The following is a 22396-nucleotide window of genomic DNA, read 5'->3' as shown; positions in this document are numbered from 1 at the left end:
AATGCTGACCCGTTTCCTGAAACTGGCCGCGTCGGCCGCGATTGTCGTGCCGCTGCTTGCCACCGCCGGTTTCGCGGCCGGGGGAGGCGGCGGCGGCGAAGCGCCGACCTGTCCGGCCGGCAAGGTCTACGACCAGAAGACCAAGAAGTGCGTCGACGCCCAGCGCGGCGCGGTCGACGACGACAGCCTCTACGCGGCCGGCCGCTCCCTTGCCGAGCAGGGCCGCTACGGCGAGGCCATCGTGATCCTCGGCCTTGCCGAGGACAAGACCGACCCGCGCATCCTGAATTACCTCGGCTATTCGCACCGCAAGGCCGGGCGCATCAACGTCGGGCTCGGCTACTACCAGGAGGCGCTGCGCCAGGACCCGAACTACACGCTGGTGCGCGAATACATGGGCGAGGCCTATCTCCAGCAGGGCAATGTGGAGGCCGCGCGCGAACAGCTCTCCGAGATCGAGAAGCGCTGCGGCATGGGCTGCCAGGAATATGCGCTGCTCGCCAGGCAGATCGAGGACTACCTCAAGGGCTGAACCATCCTGCGACGGTCTCCTGGATTTCGCCCCGTCCGCCCGAGTGGTGATCGACGGGGCGTCTTGCAGCGCCTAACATTGGGGAATCCGATGTGGAGAGACCCCGATGCATGACGACGACGCAAAACTTCCAACGCTCGTCAAACGCCGAATCCAGGCGCAGGTGATCGGCCCGATCTATGCCGAGATGGTGCTGGCGCTGGGCGAGGAGAAGGCCGCGGAGATTCTCGACAACGCCGTCCGCAAGGCTGCGGTCGCCGAGGGCAGGGCGTTCGCCGCCAGGGCGCCGGGCGGTAAGACCGACATGGCGGACTTCATCAGGCTCTATGACCTGTGGACGCACGACGGCGCGCTGGAGATCGAGGTCCAGGAGGCGTCGGATACGACCTTCAATTTCGATGTTGTCCGATGCAGATATGCCGAGACCTATCGCGAAATGGGCCTGGGTCACATTGGGCATCTCATGTCGTGCAACCGCGACGGCACCTTCTGTCAGGGCTACGACGAGAACATCAAGCTCGATCGCGCGCATACCATCATGGACGGTTCGCCGCGCTGCACCTTCAGGTATTCGTACCGGAAGTAGCCGCTGCGATCCCGAGGCGGTGCTTGCTCTAGTCTGCCCGGCTGAGCCGGATGATGCGGCCGTCGCTTTCGTCGGTCAGCAGCCAGATCGCGCCATCCGGTGCGACGTTGACGTCGCGGATGCGGCCGAACTCGCCTTCCAGCATGCGTTCCTCACCGAGGATTTTCCCTGTTCCGTCGCGGTCGAGACGCACCAGCAGTTCGAACTTCAGCGAACCGACGAGCAGGTCGCCGTTCCATTCCGGGAACATCTCGCCCTGATAGCTGGCGAGCCCCGATGGCGCGATTGACGGGTCCCAGTAGTACAGCGGCTGCTCGTAGCCGGGCGCTTCGGTGCCGACGCCGATCCGCTCTCCGCCATAGGTCACGCCGTAGCTGATGACCGGCCAGCCGTAGTTGCGGCCGGCGCGGGGTTGGTTGACCTCGTCGCCGCCCCTGTCGCCGTGTTCGACGGTGAGAAGCCCGCCGAGCACGGGGTCCCAGGCCGCGCCCTGCGGGTTGCGATGACCCTTGGACCAGATTTCGGGCAGGTTCGCCGAACCGTCGGGCGAGGGGTTGTCGCCTGGAACTGACCCGTCCTGCCCGATGCGTAGGACCGCGCCAGCGTGGTCGCGCATGTCCTGCGCGCGATCCTTTTCGCCGCGGTCGCCGGTGGTGACGAACAGCGCGCCGTCCGGCGCGATCACGAGGCGCGAACCGAAATGCCTGTTGACGCCGGTCTTCTTTGCCATGGTGAAGATCACCTCGATGTTCTCGAGGCGCGCCGTGTCGCCGTCGCGCAGCAGTTTGGCGCGGGCGACTGCGGTGCCGGCGCCGCCTGATCCCGGTTCCGAATAGCTGAAGAAGACGAGGTTCGAGGTCGCGAAGTCCGGCGCCGCCACGATGTCGAGCAGGCCGCCTTGTCCGCGCGCGGCGACCTCGGGTACGCCGGCGACCGGCTGCGAAAGCCCGTCGCGGGTCAGGACGCGGATCCGCCCGGGCCGTTCGGTGACGATGACGGCTCCGTCCGGCAGGAAGTCCATGCCCCAGGGGTTCTGCAGGCCTTGCGCGACCACGTCTGCGATGAGGGCTACGCGTTCGGACTGAACCGTGGCCTGCTGCGCGTTGGCGGCGACGGTTGCGTGCAAGGATGCCGCGAGCGCGGATAGCGCGATGATTGCCTTCATGGACCCGACATAGGCTTGCGAGGCGAAAGAACAAGCCGGTTGCGCCGCTGCGCCTTCACGATCGGTTGACCGGAGCGTGGGCCGCATCCGGTGCCGGAACGAATGCCGCGGCGTTGCGCCGCCTCCCATGCTTTTTCGCGTGAATATTCCCTGCGGATCGTTATATTCCGGATGTTTGTATTGAAGTGGTTCCGTCGGCGTGATGCTGTCGGACCGCTTTTATTTTTATGCCCCGCATGCTCCCGAAAGGCTGGCGGCAGGAAAGGTCGAATGAAATGAACAAGGTCCCGATGACCGCTCCCGGCTTTGATGCGCTGAGGGAAGAGCTGCGCTGGCGTCAGCAGGAAGAGCGCCCGCGCATCATCGAGGCGATCTCCGAGGCGCGCTCGCACGGCGATCTTTCGGAAAACGCGGAATATCACGCGGCCAAGGAAGCGCAGAGCCTGAACGAGGGCCGGGTCAACGAACTCGAGGACCTGATCGCGCGCGCCGAGGTCATCGATGTGTCCAAGCTGTCCGGCGACAAGGTGAAGTTCGGCGCGACCGTCGTGCTGATCGACGAGGATACCGAGGAAAAGAAGACCTACCAGATCGTCGGCGACCAGGAAGCCGACGTGAAGTCCGGCCGCATTTCGATCTCGTCGCCGATCGCGCGCGCCCTGATCGGCCGTGGCGTTGGCGACGCCATCGAGGTCAACGCACCCGGCGGCGCCAAGGGCTACGAGGTCCTCAAGGTCCAGTTCATCTAGGTCGCGAAAAATGTCCGGGAGTGGGCATTTGGCTTCGGTTCCGAGCCGCCCGGACGGGGAAACGGCCCGGCCGGGGCTGGTGGAGATGTCCCGCATCGAGGTCGTTGCGCCGAATTTGAAGGTGCGCCTGTCCGGGGTGACAAGCACGATCATCCAGCTCGTGCCTGTCCAGGCGCGCTCGCTCGGCATCGCTACGCTCGGGCCGGGATTGCCCGAAGGCCTGCCCAAGATGCGGTGGTGGCAGGTGCCGAGCCTGCTGGCCCGGCCGGCGACGCGCCGCATGCGAATCTGGCATGCCCGGCGCAACGTCGAGATGGTGGCCGGCCTGCTGCTGCGATGGCTTTTTCGCGCGCCGATGCGCCTCGTCTTCACGTCGGCCGCGCAGCGCGACCATCAGGCGTTCACCAAATGGCTGATCCGGCGCATGGATGCGGTGATCGCCACCAGCGCGCGGTCGGGCTCCTATCTCGACGTGCCGCATGACGTGGTGATGCACGGGGTCGATCTCGACCTGTTCCATCCGCCGCGCGGCCGCGAGGACGGGTTCGGCGCCGCCGGGCTTTCCGGCCGCTTCGCGGTCGGCTGCTTCGGGCGCATCCGGAAGTCCAAGGGAACGGATCTGTTCGTCGACGCGATGATCGAACTTTTGCCGCGTTTCCCGGACTGGACTGCCGTCATTGCAGGGCGGGCAACGCCGGAACACCTCGAATTCGCTCAGTCGCTCAAGGCCAGGATCGCCAAGGCGGGCCTTTCGGACCGGATCGTGTTCCTGGGCGAGGTGCCCGATATCCGGCCTTGGTTCCGGCGCATGTCCCTCTATGTCGCGCCTTCGCGCAACGAGGGATTTGGCCTGACCCCGCTGGAGGCGATGGCGTCGATGACGCCGGTGGTCGCGAGCGACGCCGGCGCCTACGCCGAGATGGTCGTGCCGGGCGAAACCGGAGCTGTCGTGGCCAGCGGCGACGGGCCGGGCCTGACGGCGGCGATCGAGCGCTATCTGGCCGATCCCGGCCTTGCGGAAGCGCATGGGCGCCAGGCACTCGCCCATGTGCGCCGGCATTTTCCGCTCTCGCGCGAAGCCGAGGGCGTGGCGAAAGTCTACGACCGCCTCTGGTCCGCCAGATGATCGACACGCTGATCGTCGTCAAGAACAACCGCTACGGCCTGACGCAGGACGGCGAGGTGCTCGCCGAGGCATTGCGAGCCGCCGGCGTCGAAACCAGGATCGCCGGCATCCGGGAGCGCTCCATCCGGGATCGGTTGTCGGGGCGGACGATCGCGCGCCGGGTCATCCATATCGAGCGGGTGTTTCCCAACTGGGTCAGCGCCGGCTTGACCAACATCCTGATTCCCAACCAGGAACGCTTCCCGAGGCGGCACCTGGGCAGGCTGCGCGGCATCGACCTGGTGTTGGCCAAGACCCGGGAAGCGCTAGACGCCTTCGCGGGCGAGGGCGCGCGCGTCGAGTATCTCGGCTTCACGTCGCAGGATCGCCTCGACATCGGCGTCGCGAAGAACTGGGACCGCGTGCTGCATCTGGCCGGAGGCAGCACGCTGAAGGGCACGGAAGACGTCCTGGCCTTGTGGGAGGCCCATCCCGACTGGCCCGAACTCGTCCTGGTGCAGAAGCATCGAAACGCCCCGCATAGCGTTCCCGCCAATGTCCGGCTCATCAGGGGGTATGTGCCCGACGACGAACTGCGCCGGTTGCAGAACGAGTGCGGCATCCACCTGTGCCCGTCGCGCGCCGAAGGCTGGGGGCACAATCTGGTCGAGGGCCTGGCATGCGGCGCGGTGGTGGTGGCGACGGACGCGCCGCCGATGAATGAGCATGTCAACGCGGATTGCGGCGTCCTGGTCCGGGCGGGACGAACCGAACGGCGACATGTTGGCGTCTCCCATTTTGTCGACAGGAAGGCGTTCGAACAGGCGATCCAGGGCGTGCTGGACATGCATGTCGCCCAAAAGGCCGAACTCGGGGCGCTCGCCAGGCGACGTTATGAGGAGATCGCCGGCGCTTTCCCGGAGCGGGTCGCCCGTCTGCTGGCGAACAGGAGCGCGGAAGAAGCGACGGCTCCTGGTCCTGCCCCGGCGCCGTTGGATGCCGGGCGCCCAAGGCCGGTCGGGACGTCGTGGCTGAACCGGCCCGCGCAGCGCTACCTGGTTCGGCTCTATTGCCTGCAGCGCTACGGATGGGCCAACTCCCATGCCGAGGAATGGTGGCCGAACCTCGCTCTTAAGGCACCCTCCGGGCGGGAAGCCGGCGCGATCCTCTATCGCGACCGGCAGGTGGCGCCGCTCCTGCCTTTCCCGGCGCCGCTCGACGGCGGCGAGATCGTCGTCGTCGGCACCGGGCCGTCGCTGGCCGGGCAGGCGGTCGACCGCATTCCCCTAGAATCGGCGCTCCTGCTCAACGGTGCAATCCATCTGCTTGACGCGGACGCGCCCCTCCCGCTCGGCGTCGTGATCGAGGACGAGCGCTTCGTTTGGCGCCAGCTGGACGTCATCCTGCAGAAGGTTCGGCCCGGCACGCGCTGCTTCTTTTCGACATCGGTGATCAGGGCGCTGTGCGACACCACGCCGGACTGGCTGGCGGGAAGGGCGGTCCACCATCTCGATTTCGTCCACAGGCCCTATGGCAGGAGGCGGCCGGACGGCGCCAGCCTGCGCAAGCTGGCCTTCCTGCGCTGGTCGGGCGACGGCAAGGCGGCGATATCGATTGATCCCGGGGCCGGGTTGATGCCGGCGGGCTCGGTTGCAGCGAGCGCGGCGCAGATCGCGCTGGCGCTGGCGCCTGCGCGCATCGGCCTGGCCGGCATCGACCTGACGAATACGGAGAAGCCGCGTTTCTACGAGACGGCCGGCGACCAGGCGATGTCGCGTATCGGCGCCGCCAGCGACCGGATCCTGGCCACCTTCCGGGTGCTGGCCGGCGAATGCGCCAGCCGCGGCATCGCTCTGGAAAACTACTCGCCCGCCTCGCGCCTTGCGGAGATCGGAGTGGCCTATTCGCCGAGGCTGGAAAAGTAGCGTCGGTCAGTGGCCCACGAACGCCTCGACCGTCTGCCGCAGCTTCTGCGCGATCGGCTTCCAGTCGTCGGCGTTCGCAGGCGGCGCGTTGAGGTCGTAGTCGAATCGACCGGCGGCAACGTCGGTCACGGGTGCGGCGTGAACAAGGTTGATCAGTCCGCCGAAGCGGGGGTCGTCCAGGTTCTTGTGCACGAAAAACACCGGTGTGCCGAGTGCCAGGCACGGCAGGGCGACATGCAGCCGCGAGGTTACCACGACGCGCGCCGTCTCGTAGGACGCAAGCAGTTCGTCGATCAGGCGAAGTCGTCCGCCGAGGGCCATGCCGGTCTTGATCTTGTGCGTCAACGTGGCGATCGGCACGCCCGATTTCTTCTCGATCTGCGCCAGCGCTTCCGGCGCGACGTCGACCGCCAGCACGGCGTCCGATCGCGGCAGGTTGCGCGGCTGCAGCGTCAGTGTGAGGCAGCCGGAGAAATAGGCCTCCACGCCCGCCTTTTGCAGCGCTTCGAGCGTGCTTAAATCCCGCGCGCCGATTGCCCGCTTGGCCGCATGGTGTTTAAAGTAGGCGAGGTTGTCGCCGCTCAGCAGGTGTTCGCGAGTCCGCAGGCCCTGCTTGCTGAGCCGTCCGACGCGGTTGGAAAGGTGCATGGAGACCAGCAGCGGATCGATTGCCCGCGAGGGCGGCCAGGACTCGGGCCGGTACATGTACCAGCCATTCATGATCGTGCGGTATTTGCCAGACAGTCTCCAGACCCGGTCCAGGCGGTCCCTGTCCAGCATCGCAGGTTTGGGCACGTATCGCGCGGCAGCAACCGTCTGCATGTCGTCGCCGATGTTCGGCGTCAGTGCGCGGATGACAGCAATTCGATCGCCAAACATATGCGAAACCTCATGATCATCGGGCGCCATTGGTGTCCCGCACTTGACGCCGGAGTCAAGATAGTCGATCTGCCTGTCGTCGTCGGGCAAACCGTGTTCACGAGCGGAGCGGATGCGATTTTTCGATAGAAAGGCTCCGTTCACCAAGCGCATCGAGATCGAAGCGCCGCCTCCCGCAGCGGGGCGAAGAGGCGTGGCCATCGCCACCGTGCTGAAGGACGAGGAGCACTACGTCGCCGAATGGGCGTCGTTCCACAGGGCGGTCGGCGTGCGCCATTTCCTGGTCTATGACGACGGCTCGACCGATCGCACCCTGCCGATCCTGCGCGATGTCCTGCCCCCGGAAAGCCTGACCATCCTGCCGTGGCGGTTTGCCATGACCGATGTGAGGATGGGGCTGGCACTGAACCGGCAGGTGTTCGCCTTCGCCCATGCGATCCTGAACTTCGGAGCGGACTTCCGCTGGATGGGGTTCATCGACGTCGACGAGTTCATCCTGCCGAAGACCGGCCGGACGATCGAAGAGGCGCTTGCCGGCGCCAACGGCTTCCCGAACATCTCGCTGCCATGGCACATGTTCGGCACCAGCGGGCACAAGACGCGTCCGCCGGGTCCCGTCACGCGCAGCTACACGCGGCGCTCGGCGGACCCGATGAGCCGCCTGAAGAACGCCATGAACTTCAAGTGCATCGTCGACCCCTGCGCGGTCTCGGAGGTCAGCGTCCACCATTTCCACACCAGGGAGTTCGGCGACCGCACCGCCAACGACGCCGGAGAGGTGTTTCCGCTTGCCGGGCGCAAGGCGCCTGCGTTCTATTCCTCGCGGTATCTCCAGCTCAATCACTACTACACCCGCTCCGAAGAGGAGTTCATGCGCAAGATCGAGCGCGGCGGGGTTTCGCCGACCGCGTGGCAGAAGCGCAAGACGCGGCTTACGATCGCCCTGGAAAACATCGAGAAGGACGAGGTGGAGGACAGCTCCATGACGGATTTTCTCGACCGCAACGGAATCCTGACTGCCGCCTGACCAAGCCGATTGAATTGTTGCCATCGGGAGACGCTTAAGCCAGTGCTCGTCAGCTTTCACACCTACCCTCCCGGTTGGCCATTCAAGTTCTGGAAACGCCGCGACGATCAATATCGATCCGGCGTGGCCTTGCGCGAGGCGATGAAGCGTGACGGCATACGCACGGTGATGAGGCGAAGAAATCGGCCGACGGACGCCGACGTTGCCGTCGTCTGGGGCTGGCGTCAGACCCGGATGCACGAGCCGATGCTGAGTTCCGGGCGCGCCGTGGTCGTCATCGAACGCGCCTTTATCCAGCCTCGCAACCAATGGTTCTCGCTGGCGGTCAACGGCTTCAACGGACGCGGGACATTCCCGGCCGTCCAGGACGACGGAGAGCGATGGGAGAAGAATTTCGCGCACCATCTGAAGCCCTGGCGGGAGGTGGAGGACGGGTATGCGCTTGTGATCGGCCAGGTTCCCGGCGACGCGGCCCTGCATGGCCGGGACATCGTGGCCTGGGCGCACGATGTGACCGACGAACTTGTGCGGCTGGGTCACAAAGTCGTCTACAGGGCGCATCCCAAGGGACCGACGCCGTGTCCGCCGGGAGCCGTGCCATCGACACGAAGCCTTGAAGACGACATTGCGGGAGCGTCGCGCGTGGTCGTCTATAATTCCACGACGGCGGTTGAGGCAGTCCTCGCGGGTACGCCGACCGTGACGATGGATGTTGGGTCGGTCGCCTACCCGGTGACCTCGCATGCCCTCAGCGATCCGCTTGTCCGGCCGGACCGGACAGGCTGGTGCCACGAACTGAGCTGGTATCAATGGACATTGGCCGAGCTGGAGAACGGAACCGCGTGGAATGTTATCAAGCAGGTGGTGCTGACCGCACTCGGATAGCTCCCGCTTCGGTCGTCGACTGGGCCATGCGGAGGTTCATCCGATGAGCGGCGAAGGCCAGGTGTCCAAGTTCGCGAAGGAGGTGGTCGGCCTGTCCATGCTGGCCGGGCGCTTCGGCGTGAGGCGCGTCAACTGGAAGGCATGGAAAAGGATCACCGTCTGTCCGAGCCTCGGCCTTGCCTACAATCGAATCAAGAAGAACGCGAACACGACCGTGGTGATGCTGCTGCGGGAGATGGAGACCGGCGCGGTCGAAAGCCGTAAGGTCGCCAAGGACAACTCCCGCAACGTTCGTGATCTTTCCTTTTCGGAAATGTCGCGCGTCCGCGACTGCCGATTCTTCGTCGTCGTGCGCAATCCCTATTCGAGGGTGCTTTCGGCCTTCCTGAACAGGTTCGCCTCCTCTGACGGGCAGCGGCATGGGCGCTTCGATCTGACGCCGGCCGGATTCGCGGCCTTTGTTGACTGGCTTGACCATGGTGGGCTCGACAAGAACGCGCACTGGGATCTGCAGTCGAAGCTGATGTTCCTGCCGCTCGAGAAGTACGATCGCGTCGTCCGGTTCGAGAACTTCAAGCCGGAAATGCTCTCGCTTCTGCAGAGCCGGGGCCTGACGCCGCCTCCAGGTCGTCTGGATGGGCTTTATCCAACCGACACCAACAAACGCACATCGTCCGACAGGCGCCTGCAGGAATTCTACGATCCGCGCATCGCGGCCGTCGTCGCCAGGCTTTATGCTAGAGACTTCGATGCGCTGGATTACAGCAAGGTCTTTCCGGGCACATCGTCCTGACGCAACCGGTTCCATCCCGAAATGTCGCGGTTTCTGCGACTTAGGCGACAGCTTAGCCCGCGCCGTCGATGAGTGTGCCCCGCCTGGATGCCCGCCGGATTCTGTCGTTGCGGTGCTTGTTGTGGAAGATTTGCGGATGCACGAGATCAAGGGGCAGCGATGATGCCGCGAGGTCGGCGCGGGGTTCTCGGGTAAAGAGGAAGGCGTTTTGAGCATACCACGGCCGGACGCCCGGTGATGACCAGATCGCCGGCCGGATGATGTCGTGGCAGTGCATTTTCTTCCGGGTGAACAGGGATACCCAGTAGGATTGCCAGCGTTCGTTGATGTGCCCGCGGCCGCCCTGGCCGGGGATCGCCGCGCTGAAGAGGACATTGGGTGCGAGATCCGTGAGGAACGCGACCAACCCTTCGGCGTTGGCCGGCTTCAGGTGTTCCGCAACTTCCATGCAGATCGCGAGGTCGAAGCTGCCTATTGAGCGAGCAGGCGGAGGCTTGTCCAGGTCGATCGTCTGGAATCGGTCGGCGGGGATTTGCAGGTCTTCCGTCCGCACATAGGCGCCATCGACACCGGTCGCTTCAATCGAGCGCGACAAGAACGCCGCGCTCCATGTGCCCACGCCGCATCCAACGTCGACGACTGATGCGGGGCAAACCGCGTCTATGACGAGTGGCACGATGACCTCGGCGCTGGCGCGGGATCCCTGCTGCTGTTTGGCGTAGAATTCCGCTGAGTATAGGGGGGCTCTTTTAAAGAGCTTGGATATTGTTTTTAACAAGTCATACCTGTATCTGTTATTCTTTTCCGATTTGAGGTAAAAATTCAAACCCAAGCCAGATATGAAGGGGTGACGATTCTAAAATCGTAATTTGGTATTGAATAGTTTGTCAATCAAGCCAGTACCCTTAAATCGCTGCACCAGTGATACATGATGCGACTAAGGTGCATGTTGCGAACCTTCAAGTACTTGCGGAAGAATGGTGGATCTGCGAGGTCGCGTGCGTCCATCACTCGGATTTGCTCTTCGGTCATCTGTTGGTAGCCATACTTTCCGCGATTGCGCAGCAGAAGAGACCGCTTGAGTGCTCCGTTGCGATAAGTTTGCGGAAAGGGCACATGCATCAATACTGGAGTCCGGGCAAAGACGCGCTTGTACCCGAGCGCGGCGAGGCCATCGCGATTTGCGCGCTCGCCTTCGACAATTCGCCAGCGGCTTTCCTGCAGGCGAGCGAGATCGATTATTCCCACGTCGGCATATGAGGTTGGACCCTTGTTCTTGTATGCGGCGATGTCGGGCAACACGTCGAAGTCCCTGCTGAAGCGAAGAAATCTGGGGTCGACCTGCAGCATCATTTCGTCTGCATCGAAGATCGCCTGGTATTGCGAGATGACATTGGCCGAAAGCGGACGAACGAACTGCATATCGTCCTGGATCGAGAAGATGTAGCGATAACCTTGTTCGGTAGCGTAGTCGCACATCCGCTGGATGTTTCGATAGAGATTGCCGTGCTTGCGTCCCTCCTTTGGGTCGCGGTTGACGAAGACCGCCTTGAGTCTTGGCGCATGTCGCTCGATAGCCTCTATCGTCAAGGGATCGGAACTGGCGTCGTCCATGAGGACGACGTCGAACCCCGGCGCAAGTTCATTGATGTAGCTGAGGCAGTTCTCAAGCGTCACGCCCATGTTGTAGGAGTAGACGCACAGGAGGAGGTCTTGGGGCTTCATCGGGAGGTGCCCGGGGCTTCAATGCGCATATGTGATCCTGCTTGGCCTGGTGCGGTCTTGGGCGAAGCCCAATCTTACCCGATCGCTACCACGCCTTCGTCCTTGACCTGCCTGATGGTGAGCGCGGTGCGCACCGTGTCGACGTTGGGCGTCGAGGTCAGTTCTTCGATGACGAAGGCCTGGAAGGTGGCGAGGTCGCGCGCCACGCAATGCAGCATGAAGTCGGATTCGCCGGACACCATCCATGCCGCGCGCACGATCGGCCAGGTGCGCGTGCGGTCGGCGAAGGCCTTGAGCTCGGCATCCGACTGGTGGTTCAGGCCGATCAGGCAGAAGGCCACCACGTCGAGGCCGAGCGCCGGCGCGTTGAGAAGCGCGCGGTAGCCGCGGATGATGCCCGCGTCCTCCAGCCGCTTGACGCGGCGCAGGCAGGGCGGGGCGGAGATGCCGACCCGCCTGGAAAGTTCCACATTGGTGATGCGACCTTCCTGCTGCAGTTCGCGCAGGATCTTCCAGTCGATGGCGTCGAGGTCGGCCTTGAGCGGCATGGCGGCTTTCTGCGCAAGAATCTTTCGTTTCGATGTAATTAAACGAGTTTGGCCGCGCTGCCAGCCTTTTGTCGCACCCCGGCGGTTTCGGGGGATGGCCGGCCGCCGCTGCTTGCTGGCCACGGCCCCAGCACCTAGATTAGCAGCGTTCCCGCAGAATCCGGTTCCACGTCCGAAAGCAGACGAATGTCAGAAAAGCACGCGCCAGTCCTGATCATCGGCTCCGGCCCCGCCGGCTACACGGCCGCCATCTACGCCGCGCGCGCCATGCTGAAGCCCGTGCTGGTCGCAGGGCTGCAGCAGGGCGGGCAGTTGATGATCACCACCGATGTCGAGAACTATCCGGGCTTCGCCGAGCCGATCCAGGGGCCGTGGCTCATGGAACAGATGATGAAGCAGGCCGAGCATGTCGGCACGGAGATCATCAACGACCTGATCACCGAGGTGAACCTCGACGTCCGTCCGTTCCGGGCCAAGGGCGATTCCGGCACCGAATACACCGCCGACGCGCTGATCATAGCCACCGGCGCCCAGGCCAAGTGGCTCGGCATCCCCAGCGAGCGCATCTACCAGGGTTTCGGGGTGTCGGCCTGCGCCACCTGCGACGGCTTCTTCTACCGCAACAAGGATGTCGCAGTGATCGGCGGCGGCAACTCCGCGGTCGAGGAGGCGCTCTACCTGTCGAACCTCGCGCGCACCGTCACGGTCATCCACCGCCGCGCCGAGTTCCGCGCCGAGCGCATCCTTCAGGAGCGGCTGTTCAAGAAGGATAACGTCAAAGTGATCTGGGACACCACCGTCGACGAGATCACCGGCACGCCCGGCAAGCCGCCGCTGCCTCCGTCCGCCAACGGGCTCGTCCTGCGCAACACGCTGACCGGGGCGGTCTCGAACCTTCCGGTGGACGGCGTGTTCGTGGCCATCGGGCACGCGCCCGCGGTCGAGCTTTTTGTCGGAAAGTTGAAGCAGAAGCCAAACGGTTACCTGTGGACGGAACCCAACTCGACACGTACTGACGTGCCGGGCGTCTTCGCCGCCGGCGATGTCACCGACGACGTCTACCGCCAGGCGGTGACGGCCGCGGGGCTCGGCTGCATGGCGGCGCTCGAGGCCGAAAAATACCTCGCCGGTGTCGAGGCGCATCGCGAAGCAGCGGAATAGCCTGCAGACCGGCGCATAAGCCGGCTGATCGAGGGGAAGTGATGAGTCTGGACTGGGATAAGCTACGCGTGTTTCACGCCGCGGCGGAAGCGGGGTCGTTCACCCATGCCGCCGAGACGCTGCATCTGTCGCAGTCGGCCATTTCGCGCCAGGTCAGCGCGCTGGAGCACGATGTCGGCGTGCCGCTCTTCCACCGCCATGCCCGCGGCCTCGTGCTGACCGAGCAGGGCGAGATGCTGTTTCGCACGGCGCACGACGTGCTGATGAAGCTCGAGGCGATCAAGACGCGCCTCAAGGAAGCCAAGGACCGGCCGTCCGGCGTGCTCAGGGTGACGACGACGGTCGGCCTCGGCGCCGGCTGGCTGACCCAGCGCCTGCACGAGTTCACCGAGCTCTATCCCGAGATCAGCCTGCAGCTCATCCTCGCCAACGAGGAGCTGGACCTGACCATGCGCCAGGCGGACTGCGCGATCCGCCTGCGCCAGCCGCAGCAGCCCGACCTGATCCAGCGGCGGCTCTTCACGGTGCATTTCCACCTCTACGCCTCGCCGTCCTATCTCGTGAAGCACGGCAAGCCGGAAGACATCAACGACCTCAAGAACCACCGCATCGTCACCTTCGGCCTGCCGGTGCCGACCCATCTCAGCGAATTGAACTGGCTGGAGACGGTCGGCGACTTCGAGGGCGGGCAGCGAATCGCCACGCTGCAGATCAACGACCTGCTGTCGATTCGCCGCGCGGTGCAGACCGGCGTCGGCATCGCCATGCTGCCGGACTACCTGATCGAGAAGGATTCCGGCCTCGTCCAGCTGCTGCCGGAGACCGAGGTGCCGTCATTCGACACCTATTTCGCCTACCCCGAGGCGATGAAGGATCAGGCCAAGCTGCATGCTTTCCGGGACTTCGTGATCGCCAAGGCGCGTAGCTGGTCCTATTGAGTGCCGGGCAGGTGGTCCACAGACCTGTGCTTTTTGCATGGGAGCCTTGCGAGAAGTCTGCTTGTTTGTTGGGCAGGAAAAGCACATATATTGACCATCTCCGGGGCGCGTTCTCCTCCCATTAGCGCTCTGGAGTGTTCCCCTCTGGAGGTTCAGCCTTTTTAGGCACTCCAACAAACTCAGCCGGGTCTTTACTGATCCGGCTTTTTTTGTGCCTGAATACTTGCGCGGCGAAGAACGCTCACATGTAGAGCGTCGACGGATCCATGCCGGCGTAGAGCGGGGCCACCTCGTCATAGCCGTTGAAGAGCCGCGTCGGCACCAGTTCGCCGGTGTGCAGAACCCGTTCCATGGCCTGGCTCCAGCGCGGATGCGGCACGTCGGGGTTCACATTGGCCCAGAAGCCGTATTCGGAGGGCTGCAGCGCCTCCCAAAGGCCGACCGGACGCTCTTCCACGAAGGAGATCTTCCGGATCGACTTGATCGACTTGAAACCGTACTTCCAGGGCAGGTGCAGCCTGAGCGGCGCGCCGTGCTGCTTGGCGACCGGCTTGTCGTAGGCGCCCGTGACCATGAAGGCGAGGTCGTGGCCGGCCTCGGCGATGGTGACGCCTTCGACATAGGGCCACGGGTAGAGGAAGCTGTTCTGGCCGTTCGCCATGTCCGGATCGAGGAAGGTCTCGAAACGCACATACTTGGCCGAGCCCATGGGCTTGGCCAGCGCGACCAGCGCCTTCAGCGGGAAACCTGCCCACGGAATGGTCATCGACCACGCCTCGACGCAGCGGTGCCGGTAGAGCCGGGTCTCGAGCGGGATCTTGCGCACCAGTTCGTCGAACCCGATTGTGAAGGGCTTTTCGACGAGGCCGTCTATGGCGATCTCCCAGGGGCGGATCACCAGGTTCTGCGCATTGGCGGCAATGTTCTTGCTGGTGCCGAACTCGTAGAAATTGTTGTAGTTGGCGTTGATCTCTTCGGGCGTGACGTCGCCGTCGATCGTGTAGGCGTCGTTCTTCCGGGCAGGGTAGAGGTCGGCGGTCGGATCGGCGTCCTGCGCGCGCGCCAGGCCGGCCTTCAGCGTGGCTGCCCCGGCCAGCCCGAGGCCAAGCCCCTTCAGCACCGAACGGCGGTCCAGATAGAGCTTCTCCGGCGTGGCGAAGCGCTCGGCGATCTGCCACGAGGGACGGTGGTGTATCGAAAACATCGGCTTGCTCCTGATCGCAACATCGGCCCGGGGCGGCACGCCCCTTTCGTTCGTTCGCGCGCCGCCCCGTATTTGTTACGGCAGGCGGGCCGATTTTGTTTCAGGCCGCCTTGCCGCCGGCGTGCTCGTTCATCACCTGGTCGGCCAGCCGCCCGGTCAGTTCGGCCATGTGGTCGAACGTCGCCGTGTAGGTCGCCACGCCTGCCGTCGCCGAACGCAGTTCGATGATGAGGTCGCCGATCTCGGACTGCGGCATGGTGGCTTCCACGACGTCCCAGCCCGGCCAGCCCGGCCGCGCGTCGAAGCCGAGGATCTGGCCGCGTCGCTGCGGCACCAGCGCGGTGATCCGCGGGGTTGCCTCCGATGGCGTTGCGATCTCGACCTTCATGATCGGCTCGAGCAGCACCGGCGAGCATTGCGCCAGTCCCTCCTTCATGCCGATGCGGGCGGCCATCTGGAACGCCATGTCGGACGAATCCACCGTGTGGTAGGAGCCGTCCGCCAGGTTCACCGCGATGTCGACGACCGGGAAGCCGAGCGGCCCCGCCTTGAGGTAGTCGGCCACGCCCGCCTCGACCGACTGGATGTACTGCTTGGGCACGACGCCGCCGGTGATGGTGTCGGTGAACTGGAAGCCGGAGCCGCGCGCCAGCGGTTTGATGTCGAGCACGACGTCGCCGAACTGGCCGTGTCCGCCCGACTGCTTCTTGTGCCGGCCGCGCTGCGTCACGCCCTTTCGGATCGTCTCGCGGTAGGGGATGGACGGCGGCCCGACGTCGATCTGGATCTGGTTCTTGCCCTCCAGCCGCTCGACGGTGACGCGAAGATGCATCTCGCCGTGGCCGGACAGCACGGTCTCGCCGGTGTCCTGGTTGTGGTTCAGCGTCAGCGACGGATCCTCCTCCGCGAGGCGCTGCAGGGCGGCCGACATCCTGACGTCGTCCTTGCGCTCGCGCGAGCGGATCGAGAAGGCGAAGACCGGCTGCGGCGGCTCGATTGCCACGAGCTGCGCGGTGCCGCCCCGGGTGGTGGTCAGGGTCTGCCCCGTGCGCACGCCGTCGAGCTTGCCGAGCGCGACCGTGTCGCCGGCGTTGGCGGCGCCGAGCTTCGACTGGTCCTTGCCCAGCATCCTGTATATCCCGGAAACCTTCGCGGATTCGGTCGGCGACAGCCACAGTTCGGTGCCGTCGGGCAGCGTTCCGGTCACGACGCGCGAGATCGAGAGCTTGCCGCCATGCGCGGTGTGGATCGTCTTCAGGACCTGCACGATCGCCGCCTTGCCGTCGGCGACGCCGAGGCGCGTGCGCGTCGTCTCGATGTCGGGCGCGTCGTGGCGGATGGTCTTCAGCAGGCGAAGCACGCCGTTGCCCTTCTCCGCGGTGCCGATCAGCACCGGCGTGACGGAGCCTTCGCGCAGGTCTGCCGCCAGGTCGTCGAACACCTCGTCGCGCGGCGGCTCCTTTTCCTCGAGCAACTGCTCCATCAAGAGGTCGTCGTGGTCGGCCAGCGTCTCCAGCATGGAGAAGCGCGCCTCGATCTCGCGCGCCTTCTCGTCGTCGGGAATTTCGGCGATCTCGCTCTCGGCAAAGTCGCGCCAGACATAGGCGCGCTCGAGCGCGAGGTCGATCGAGCCGATCACGGCGCCGTCCTTGCGCAGCGGAATCTGCCTGAGAAGGAGAGGGGCCGCGCTCGCCGGCTGGAGCAGCTTCAGCGTGTCGCGAACGCCGGCCGCGGTCTTGTCGATCTTGTTCAGGAACAGGATGCGCGGGACGCCGAGGTCGTCGAGCTTGCGCATGATCATCTGCAGCGCCGGAATCTTCTTCTCGTCGGCCTCCGCGACGACCACGGCGACGTCGCAGCCCGCCAGCACGGCGTCGGCCTCGAACGAAAACTCCACCGAGCCGGGGCAATCGATGAAGGTCATGCTTTCGCCCATGAAGTCGGTCGTGGCGACCGACGCCTCGACGCTCATCGCATGCGCCTTTGCTTCGGGCGAATGGTCGGAAACGGTGTTGCCGGAAGAAACGGGATTTTGTCGGGGGATCGCGCCGGTTCTGGCGAGAATGGCTTCAAGAAGTGTGGTCTTACCGCTGGCGAAGGGACCGACGATGGCAATGCATTTCGGTCCCGTGCGTCTTCCTCCGGCGCGACTTCCCATGATGCTGACCTCCACTCTGGCGTTTCCCATCGAGCGGCGGCCGGCCATCGGCCGTCGCAGGCGTTCCCAAAAAGCGGCGGCCGGCCATCGGCCGTCGCAGGGCGGGGTCTTGTGCCTCCTGCCCGGGCATATCGTTCCACGGCTTTGGCCGGAGGGCAAGGGCCAGCGCCTGGCCGCCGGCCTGGTCGATAGTGCGTGTCGGCGCTTCGAAATGCGTCTAGGCTGCACGCATACCGGCTTCCAAGGAGCGTGCCATGAAGATCATCCCGTGCGGCAGCGTCGCGACCGTTCATCCGCCCGAGGCCTATTTCACCGGGCGCGTCCTGCAGCAGCCGGTCATCGAGGCGGAGGCGCCGGCGCGGGTACGCGCGGCGATGGTGAGCTTCGAGCCTGGCGCGCGCACCGCCTGGCACACCCATCCGCTGGGCCAGACGCTGCACGTCGTGTCGGGAGCAGGCCTCGTGCAGACATGGGGTGGGCCGATCCGGCAGATCAGGGCGGGCGACGTGGTCTTCTTCGCGCCCGGCGAGAAGCACTGGCATGGCGCCGCGTCGACCATCGCAATGACCCACCTTGCCATCCACGAGGCCCTCGACGGCGTCCACGTGGATTGGCTGGAGAAGGTCTCCGACGAACAGTATGCGGGCGAGCCGAGCTAGATGCGATAGTCCATGACGGCGGCGAGGCGCCGCCGTATCGACAGCCGCTGGTTCGCCTGGAACTGCGGGCGCAGTTCGGCGGCAAGGTCGCTGGCGCTGCGGGCCATCGCCGCGTCCTCGTACGCATCGAGCACGATCGAGCGGAACCGGTCGGCGACCCGGTCGGCCGCGTCCGCGATCCTGACGCTTCCGCGCCGTGCCGCCGCCTCGGCATTGTACTGGTGCTCCAGTTGCTGCGGCGCGCAGACCTGGGGCAGCGCGGCGGCGAGGCCGAGGCAGAGCGTGCCGTGCTGCCCCGCATTCACCATGAGCTTCGAGCGTTTGGCGATCAGCTCGGCCGGCACCGGCGATCGTTCGACAAGCACCCCGCGTCCCGACAGGTCCTCGGCCAGTGCGTCGTCGATCCCCGGCATGTAGAGCCGGACCCGCGCGCCGAGACTGCCGATCGCCTCCATCAGCCCGGGATCGGATTTTTCGGTTGTCGAGAAATAGACGAAAATCTCCTCGCCGCCGGCCGCCGGCTCCGGAGCACTGCCCATGATCGGCGGCAGCAGGGGAGATGTCCGCTGCGCGGCGTAGGGGTCGAGCATGTCGAGGGTGAAGGCCATTTGGTCGGTGGCGGCATAGGCTTCCGGAAGCCGTTCGAGCGGCGGGATGCCGAACTCCGGAACCACCGAATTGATGGTGTCGACGATCTCGGCTTCGTCGTGGATGCGCGTCGAATGTTGCTGCAGCAGGACCGGGAAGGTCCGCATCTGCGACGGCGGAACGAGATAGCCGGTGCCGACGGCGACGCTCGGGATGCCGAGGCCCCTTGCCGCCATCAGGGCGCAGGGCGCGCTGTCGGCGATGACGAGGGATATCTCGCATTCGCGCATCACGCCCTGCCACCAGCCGATGCTCTCGCGGAGGATTTCAGGCCTGCGAAAGCCGATGTCCCCCATGAACTCGCCCCAGGTCGCGGTGCGTGGGTTTCCCTTGGACTTCCTGTATTCGTCGGAGAAGGGCAGCCACGGTCCCTGAACCGGTTCGCAGAAGGCGGCGAGTTCGTCCTTGAACTGCAGGCGGCAGAGCGCCGCGTCGAACGTAAAACGGTCGCGGATTGCCTCCGCGACCGTTCGCAATGTCACCACATGGCCCCGTCCGAGGCCACCTTCCCAGGCGAGCAGGGCTCCCAACATCGGTCGCCGGGCCCTGCCTGACCGGCTAGCTCAGCGAGCCGGTGAAGCGCTGGATGCGCGTGCAGGCTTCTTCCAGAAGCTTCTCCGAGGTCGCATAGGAGATGCGGAAGTTGGGGCCGAGGCCGAAGGCCGATCCCTGCACGACCGCCACGCCTTCGGCTTCCAGAAGCTCGGACGTGAACACCGCGTCGTCGCTGATGACGGTGCCGGCTTGCGTCTTCTTGCCGATCAGCCCGGCGCAGGACGGATAGACGTAGAAGGCGCCTTCCGGCGACGGGCAGGTGATGCCGCGCGCCTGGTTCAGCATCGACACGACGAGGTCGCGACGCGCCTGGAAGATCGCCTTGTTCTTGGCGATGAAGTCCTGCGGGCCGTTCAGCGCCTCGACCGAAGCCCACTGGGCGATGGTGCAGGCGCCCGACGTCTGCTGGCCCTGGATCATGTCCATCGCCTTGATCAGCTGGACGGGACCGGCGGCATAGCCGATGCGCCAGCCGGTCATGGCATAGGCCTTGGAGACGCCGTTCATCGTCAGCGTGCGGTCATAGAGGTTCGGCTCGACTTCGGCGATCGTCTTGAAGACGAAGTCGCCATAGGTCAGGTGCTCGTACATGTCGTCGGTCAGGACCCAGACATGCGGATGCTTGAGCAGCACGTCGGCGATGGCGCGCAGTTCGGCCTCGGTGTAGGCCGCGCCCGACGGGTTTGACGGCGAGTTCATCACCAGCCACTTCGACTTCGGCGTGATCGCCTTTTCCAGCGCCTCGGCCGTCAGCTTGAAGCCGTTGTCGATGCTTGTCTCGGCGAAGGTCGGCGTGCCGCCGCAGATCGCAACCATCTCCGGATAGCTGACCCAGTAGGGGCGGGGGATGATGACCTCGTCGCCGGGGTTCAGCGTCGCCATGAAGGCGTTGAACAGGATCTGCTTGCCGCCGGTGCCGACGATGGTCTGCTCGGGCTTGTAGTCGAGATTGTTCTCGCGCTTGAACTTCTTGGCGATCGCCTCGCGCAGCGGCGCGATGCCGGAAACCGGCGGATACTTCGTTTCGCCGCGGCGGATCGCGTCGATCGCCGCGTTCTTGATGTTGTCGGGGGTGTCGAAATCCGGTTCGCCCGCGCCGAGCCCGATGACGTCGCGCCCCGCATTTTTCAGCTCGCGCGCCTTCTGCGTGACCGCGATCGTCGCGGAGGGCTTAACGCGCGAAAGTGCATCGGCAAGGAAGGCCATGACGGCAGAAACTCCATTCGAGGGTGAAACCGGTCGGAACCGCGGCTCTCTTTGTCCCATCCCAAACGGAATCGCAAGGATTTTGGGGCATGGACCGGTCAATTCATGGCGCTGGCCATGCGTTAACGACCGGTAAAACCTTGCGCGCCAATAGTGGCGCGGGGGTGTGGTTCCGGGCATTCCGGTGGAGCAAGAGCAGCGTGTCGCGTAGCATCGCGTCCAGTATCGTCCGTGCGGACGATGGCACGGCGGTCGGCCAGTGGGGACGGTATGCTCTGAAGAGCGCCTTCCAGCCGATCTTCGCCTTCGAGTCTGGCAGGCTTGCGCCCGTCGCCTTCGAGGCGCTGCTGCGGCCTTTCACCGATGGCGAGGCCCTGGCCCCGCTCAACTTCCTTGGCAGCCTTCCCCTCGACGAACGCATCGTCGTCGAAAACCTGCTGCATGCGCTGCACCTGACAAACGCGGCGACCTGCCTGCCCGGCGACGCGTCGATCTTCCTCAACTTCGATCCCTCGGTCTTCACCGACCATGCCGTCGCCGACATGTCGATCCATGAAATGCGGGCGACCCTCTCGCGTATCGGCCTCGATCCCCACCGGATCGTCTGCGAGGTGACCGAGAAGGAAACGGTTTCCCAGGAGGCGCTGTTCAGCCTGGTTGCTTCGCTGCGGGCAAGCGGCTTCGGTATCGCGGTCGACGACTACGGCGCAGACGATTCCGACATGGCGCGGGTGCGCGACCTGCATCCCGACATCGTCAAGTTCGACGCCAGGTGGATCGCGCGCCTGATGGATTCCGGTCCCGGCTACGCGCTTCTCGCGACGATGGTCTCGACCTTCGCCGCGCAGGGCATCAGGACGGTTTTCGAAGGGATCGAAGAGGGCTGGCAGGTCGAGCTTGCCGAGAAGACGGGCGTGGCGATGCTCCAGGGCTTTGCGCTGGCGCGCCCCGAGATTGCGCCGACGAGTTTCGCGGGCATGACACGGAACGGCACTTCAGCCACGACCGGCCACGCTTCAGGCGATCCTGCAAATTCGCCGCCATCCGGTGACGGCGGAGGTCGAGGCCCGAAAGCATTCGGCCGCAGGACGCGCCAGCCATGAGCAGCTATGGCGAACACGCAGAGCGGGTCGACGATGCGATCATTGCCGACGAGGTTGGGATACAGGTCGGATGCTACGGGATCTACCGCTTGCGCTGCCTCTACCAGCCGGTCTTCGAGCGGCGCGCCCGCACCATGCACGCGGTAGCCGTCGAAGGTGTCGTCGCCCCCTATGTCGCCGGCGAGGAAGTGCCGCGCGAACTCTTCCTTGCGGCGGTCGCGGAAGGCGATCTGCGGCTTGTCGAGGGGCTGGAACTCGCCCTGTCGCTCCGCAACACGGGTTGCCTCGTCGTCGATGCCCTTGAACTCGTGGTCGGCGCCGCGGGCGAGCGCGAGCCGCAGTCGCTGTTCGACAGCGTGCGCTTCATCGCCGATCAGCTCGCCGCTGCGGAGATCGATCCGCAACGCGTCGTCTGCGCGATCGGCGAGGTGCCGTCGGCCGACGACGCGACGCTCTCGCGTCTCGCGGAAGACATTCGCCGGCGCGGCATGCGCGTCGCGATCAACGATTTCGGCACGGCCCGCTGGAGCGACGGCCAGATGGAGGCGCTGGCGCCCGATACCGTGCGCATGGACGGCGGATGGTTCCGCAAGATCTGCCGCGACGCGGTGACGGTCAGGCTGTTCGATTCCGTCGTCGCCCGCCTGCACGAACGGCGCTGCAAGGTGCTGGTCAGCGGGATCGAGACCGAACTGCAGTTCGGCGTCGCGCTGCGCGCGGGCGCGGATCTGTTTCAGGGAACCCATCTTGCGCCGCCGGCCCATGTCGGCGCAGGCGTCGAGGATTCGTTCCCGATGCGATCGAAGCTGGGCAGCGCCGCCAACATCGTTCCGCTCTACGGCTGA

The 22396-nt window shown here is 65.1% G+C and carries 22 protein-coding genes; 13 read left to right on the top strand and 9 right to left on the bottom strand.

Translation table 11 applies throughout. From position 1 onward, the window contains the following. Position 1 precedes the first annotated feature (1 nt). Together ABUE31_RS11835 and ABUE31_RS11830 are read left to right on the top strand one after the other, a co-directional pair. Positions 2 to 532, top strand: coding sequence for a tetratricopeptide repeat protein (locus ABUE31_RS11835; protein WP_367723808.1), 531 nt, complete (start codon positions 2 to 4; stop codon positions 530 to 532). Between the two features lie 106 nt (positions 533 to 638). After that, a complete protein-coding gene (locus ABUE31_RS11830) occupies positions 639 to 1118 on the top strand; it encodes an L-2-amino-thiazoline-4-carboxylic acid hydrolase (protein WP_367723807.1) in 480 nt (159 codons plus the stop codon). Between the two features lie 28 nt (positions 1119 to 1146). On the opposite strand, the gene ABUE31_RS11825 is transcribed toward ABUE31_RS11830, so the two are convergent. Then, complete coding sequence (locus ABUE31_RS11825) at positions 1147 to 2283, bottom strand: PQQ-dependent sugar dehydrogenase (RefSeq protein ID WP_367723806.1); 1137 nt, start codon at positions 2281 to 2283, stop codon at positions 1147 to 1149. Between the two features lie 275 nt (positions 2284 to 2558). Between ABUE31_RS11825 and greA the strand changes: the two genes are divergently transcribed. The 3 genes from greA to ABUE31_RS11810 all read left to right on the top strand — a co-directional run bounded on the left by greA (position 2559) and on the right by ABUE31_RS11810 (position 6062). Further along, on the top strand, positions 2559 to 3032 hold the full coding sequence (greA, locus tag ABUE31_RS11820; RefSeq protein ID WP_367723804.1) for a transcription elongation factor GreA: 474 nt from the start codon (positions 2559 to 2561) through the stop codon (positions 3030 to 3032). Between the two features lie 85 nt (positions 3033 to 3117). Further along, positions 3118 to 4158 carry a glycosyltransferase family 4 protein gene (locus ABUE31_RS11815; RefSeq protein ID WP_367724161.1) on the top strand — a complete coding sequence of 347 codons (1041 nt, stop codon included), beginning with the start codon at positions 3118 to 3120 and terminating at the stop codon, positions 4156 to 4158. Next, a complete protein-coding gene (locus tag ABUE31_RS11810; protein WP_367723803.1) occupies positions 4155 to 6062 on the top strand; it encodes a glycosyltransferase in 1908 nt (635 codons plus the stop codon). Before ABUE31_RS11815 ends, ABUE31_RS11810 begins: the two co-directional genes overlap by 4 nt. Before the next feature lie 6 nt (positions 6063 to 6068). On the opposite strand, the gene ABUE31_RS11805 is transcribed toward ABUE31_RS11810, so the two are convergent. After that, complete coding sequence (locus ABUE31_RS11805; protein ID WP_367723802.1) at positions 6069 to 7142, bottom strand: polysaccharide pyruvyl transferase family protein; 1074 nt, start codon at positions 7140 to 7142, stop codon at positions 6069 to 6071. On the opposite strand from ABUE31_RS11805, the gene ABUE31_RS11800 reads away from it, so the two are divergent. From ABUE31_RS11800 to ABUE31_RS11790, 3 genes are read left to right on the top strand one after another with little or no spacing between them, the layout of a single operon-like run. Continuing rightward, complete coding sequence (locus tag ABUE31_RS11800; RefSeq protein WP_367783937.1) at positions 7054 to 7968, top strand: glycosyltransferase family 92 protein; 915 nt, start codon at positions 7054 to 7056, stop codon at positions 7966 to 7968. The genes ABUE31_RS11805 and ABUE31_RS11800 overlap by 89 nt on opposite strands. Positions 7969 to 8010: 42 nt before the next feature. Next, complete coding sequence (locus ABUE31_RS11795; protein ID WP_367723800.1) at positions 8011 to 8853, top strand: hypothetical protein; 843 nt, start codon at positions 8011 to 8013, stop codon at positions 8851 to 8853. A gap of 43 nt (positions 8854 to 8896) precedes the next feature. Next, positions 8897 to 9646 carry a sulfotransferase family 2 domain-containing protein gene (locus ABUE31_RS11790; RefSeq protein WP_367723799.1) on the top strand — a complete coding sequence of 250 codons (750 nt, stop codon included), beginning with the start codon at positions 8897 to 8899 and terminating at the stop codon, positions 9644 to 9646. Between the two features lie 52 nt (positions 9647 to 9698). On the opposite strand, the gene ABUE31_RS11785 is transcribed toward ABUE31_RS11790, so the two are convergent. The 3 genes from ABUE31_RS11785 to ABUE31_RS11775 form a co-directional block, all read right to left on the bottom strand. After that, a complete protein-coding gene (locus tag ABUE31_RS11785; RefSeq protein ID WP_367723798.1) occupies positions 9699 to 10322 on the bottom strand; it encodes a class I SAM-dependent methyltransferase in 624 nt (207 codons plus the stop codon). A gap of 215 nt (positions 10323 to 10537) precedes the next feature. Continuing rightward, a complete protein-coding gene (locus ABUE31_RS11780; protein ID WP_367723797.1) occupies positions 10538 to 11371 on the bottom strand; it encodes a hypothetical protein in 834 nt (277 codons plus the stop codon). A 74-nt stretch (positions 11372 to 11445) separates the two neighbouring features. After that, on the bottom strand, positions 11446 to 11919 hold the full coding sequence (locus ABUE31_RS11775; RefSeq protein ID WP_367723796.1) for an Lrp/AsnC family transcriptional regulator: 474 nt from the start codon (positions 11917 to 11919) through the stop codon (positions 11446 to 11448). A 186-nt stretch (positions 11920 to 12105) separates the two neighbouring features. Here ABUE31_RS11775 and trxB point away from each other — a divergent pair, with 186 nt between their 5' ends. Then, positions 12106 to 13080 carry a thioredoxin-disulfide reductase gene (gene trxB, locus ABUE31_RS11770; protein ID WP_367723795.1) on the top strand — a complete coding sequence of 325 codons (975 nt, stop codon included), beginning with the start codon at positions 12106 to 12108 and terminating at the stop codon, positions 13078 to 13080. A 41-nt stretch (positions 13081 to 13121) separates the two neighbouring features. Continuing rightward, positions 13122 to 14018, top strand: coding sequence for a LysR family transcriptional regulator (locus ABUE31_RS11765; RefSeq protein ID WP_367723794.1), 897 nt, complete (start codon positions 13122 to 13124; stop codon positions 14016 to 14018). A gap of 241 nt (positions 14019 to 14259) precedes the next feature. Here the strand turns inward: ABUE31_RS11765 and msrP are convergent, their stop codons facing one another. Next, a complete protein-coding gene (gene msrP, locus ABUE31_RS11760) occupies positions 14260 to 15222 on the bottom strand; it encodes a protein-methionine-sulfoxide reductase catalytic subunit MsrP (protein WP_367723793.1) in 963 nt (320 codons plus the stop codon). Positions 15223 to 15322: 100 nt separating this feature from the next. Further along, positions 15323 to 17380 (bottom strand): elongation factor G, encoded by a 2058-nt coding sequence (locus tag ABUE31_RS11755; protein WP_367723792.1) that lies wholly within the window; start codon positions 17378 to 17380, stop codon positions 15323 to 15325. Positions 17381 to 17634: 254 nt separating this feature from the next. Between ABUE31_RS11755 and ABUE31_RS11750 the strand changes: the two genes are divergently transcribed. Next, on the top strand, positions 17635 to 18039 hold the full coding sequence (locus tag ABUE31_RS11750) for a (R)-mandelonitrile lyase (RefSeq protein ID WP_367723791.1): 405 nt from the start codon (positions 17635 to 17637) through the stop codon (positions 18037 to 18039). Here ABUE31_RS11750 and ABUE31_RS11745 read toward each other — a convergent pair. Continuing rightward, a complete protein-coding gene (locus ABUE31_RS11745; protein WP_367723790.1) occupies positions 18036 to 19169 on the bottom strand; it encodes a glycosyltransferase in 1134 nt (377 codons plus the stop codon). The genes ABUE31_RS11750 and ABUE31_RS11745 overlap by 4 nt on opposite strands. A gap of 76 nt (positions 19170 to 19245) precedes the next feature. After that, positions 19246 to 20448 (bottom strand): pyridoxal phosphate-dependent aminotransferase, encoded by a 1203-nt coding sequence (locus ABUE31_RS11740; RefSeq protein WP_367723789.1) that lies wholly within the window; start codon positions 20446 to 20448, stop codon positions 19246 to 19248. 200 nt (positions 20449 to 20648) lie between these two features. Here ABUE31_RS11740 and ABUE31_RS11735 point away from each other — a divergent pair, with 200 nt between their 5' ends. Together ABUE31_RS11735 and ABUE31_RS11730 are read left to right on the top strand one after the other, a co-directional pair. Then, complete coding sequence (locus ABUE31_RS11735) at positions 20649 to 21551, top strand: EAL domain-containing protein (RefSeq protein ID WP_367723788.1); 903 nt, start codon at positions 20649 to 20651, stop codon at positions 21549 to 21551. Beyond that, positions 21548 to 22396 carry an EAL domain-containing protein gene (locus ABUE31_RS11730; protein ID WP_367723787.1) on the top strand — a complete coding sequence of 283 codons (849 nt, stop codon included), beginning with the start codon at positions 21548 to 21550 and terminating at the stop codon, positions 22394 to 22396. Before ABUE31_RS11735 ends, ABUE31_RS11730 begins: the two co-directional genes overlap by 4 nt.

The organism is Mesorhizobium marinum (assembly GCF_040813675.1).
In the GTDB taxonomy this organism is placed as follows: Bacteria; Pseudomonadota; Alphaproteobacteria; order Rhizobiales; family Rhizobiaceae; genus Mesorhizobium_K; species Mesorhizobium_K marinum.
The sequence above is the reverse complement of the archived record's forward strand: the minus strand, read 5'-3'. Positions and strand labels throughout refer to the sequence as shown.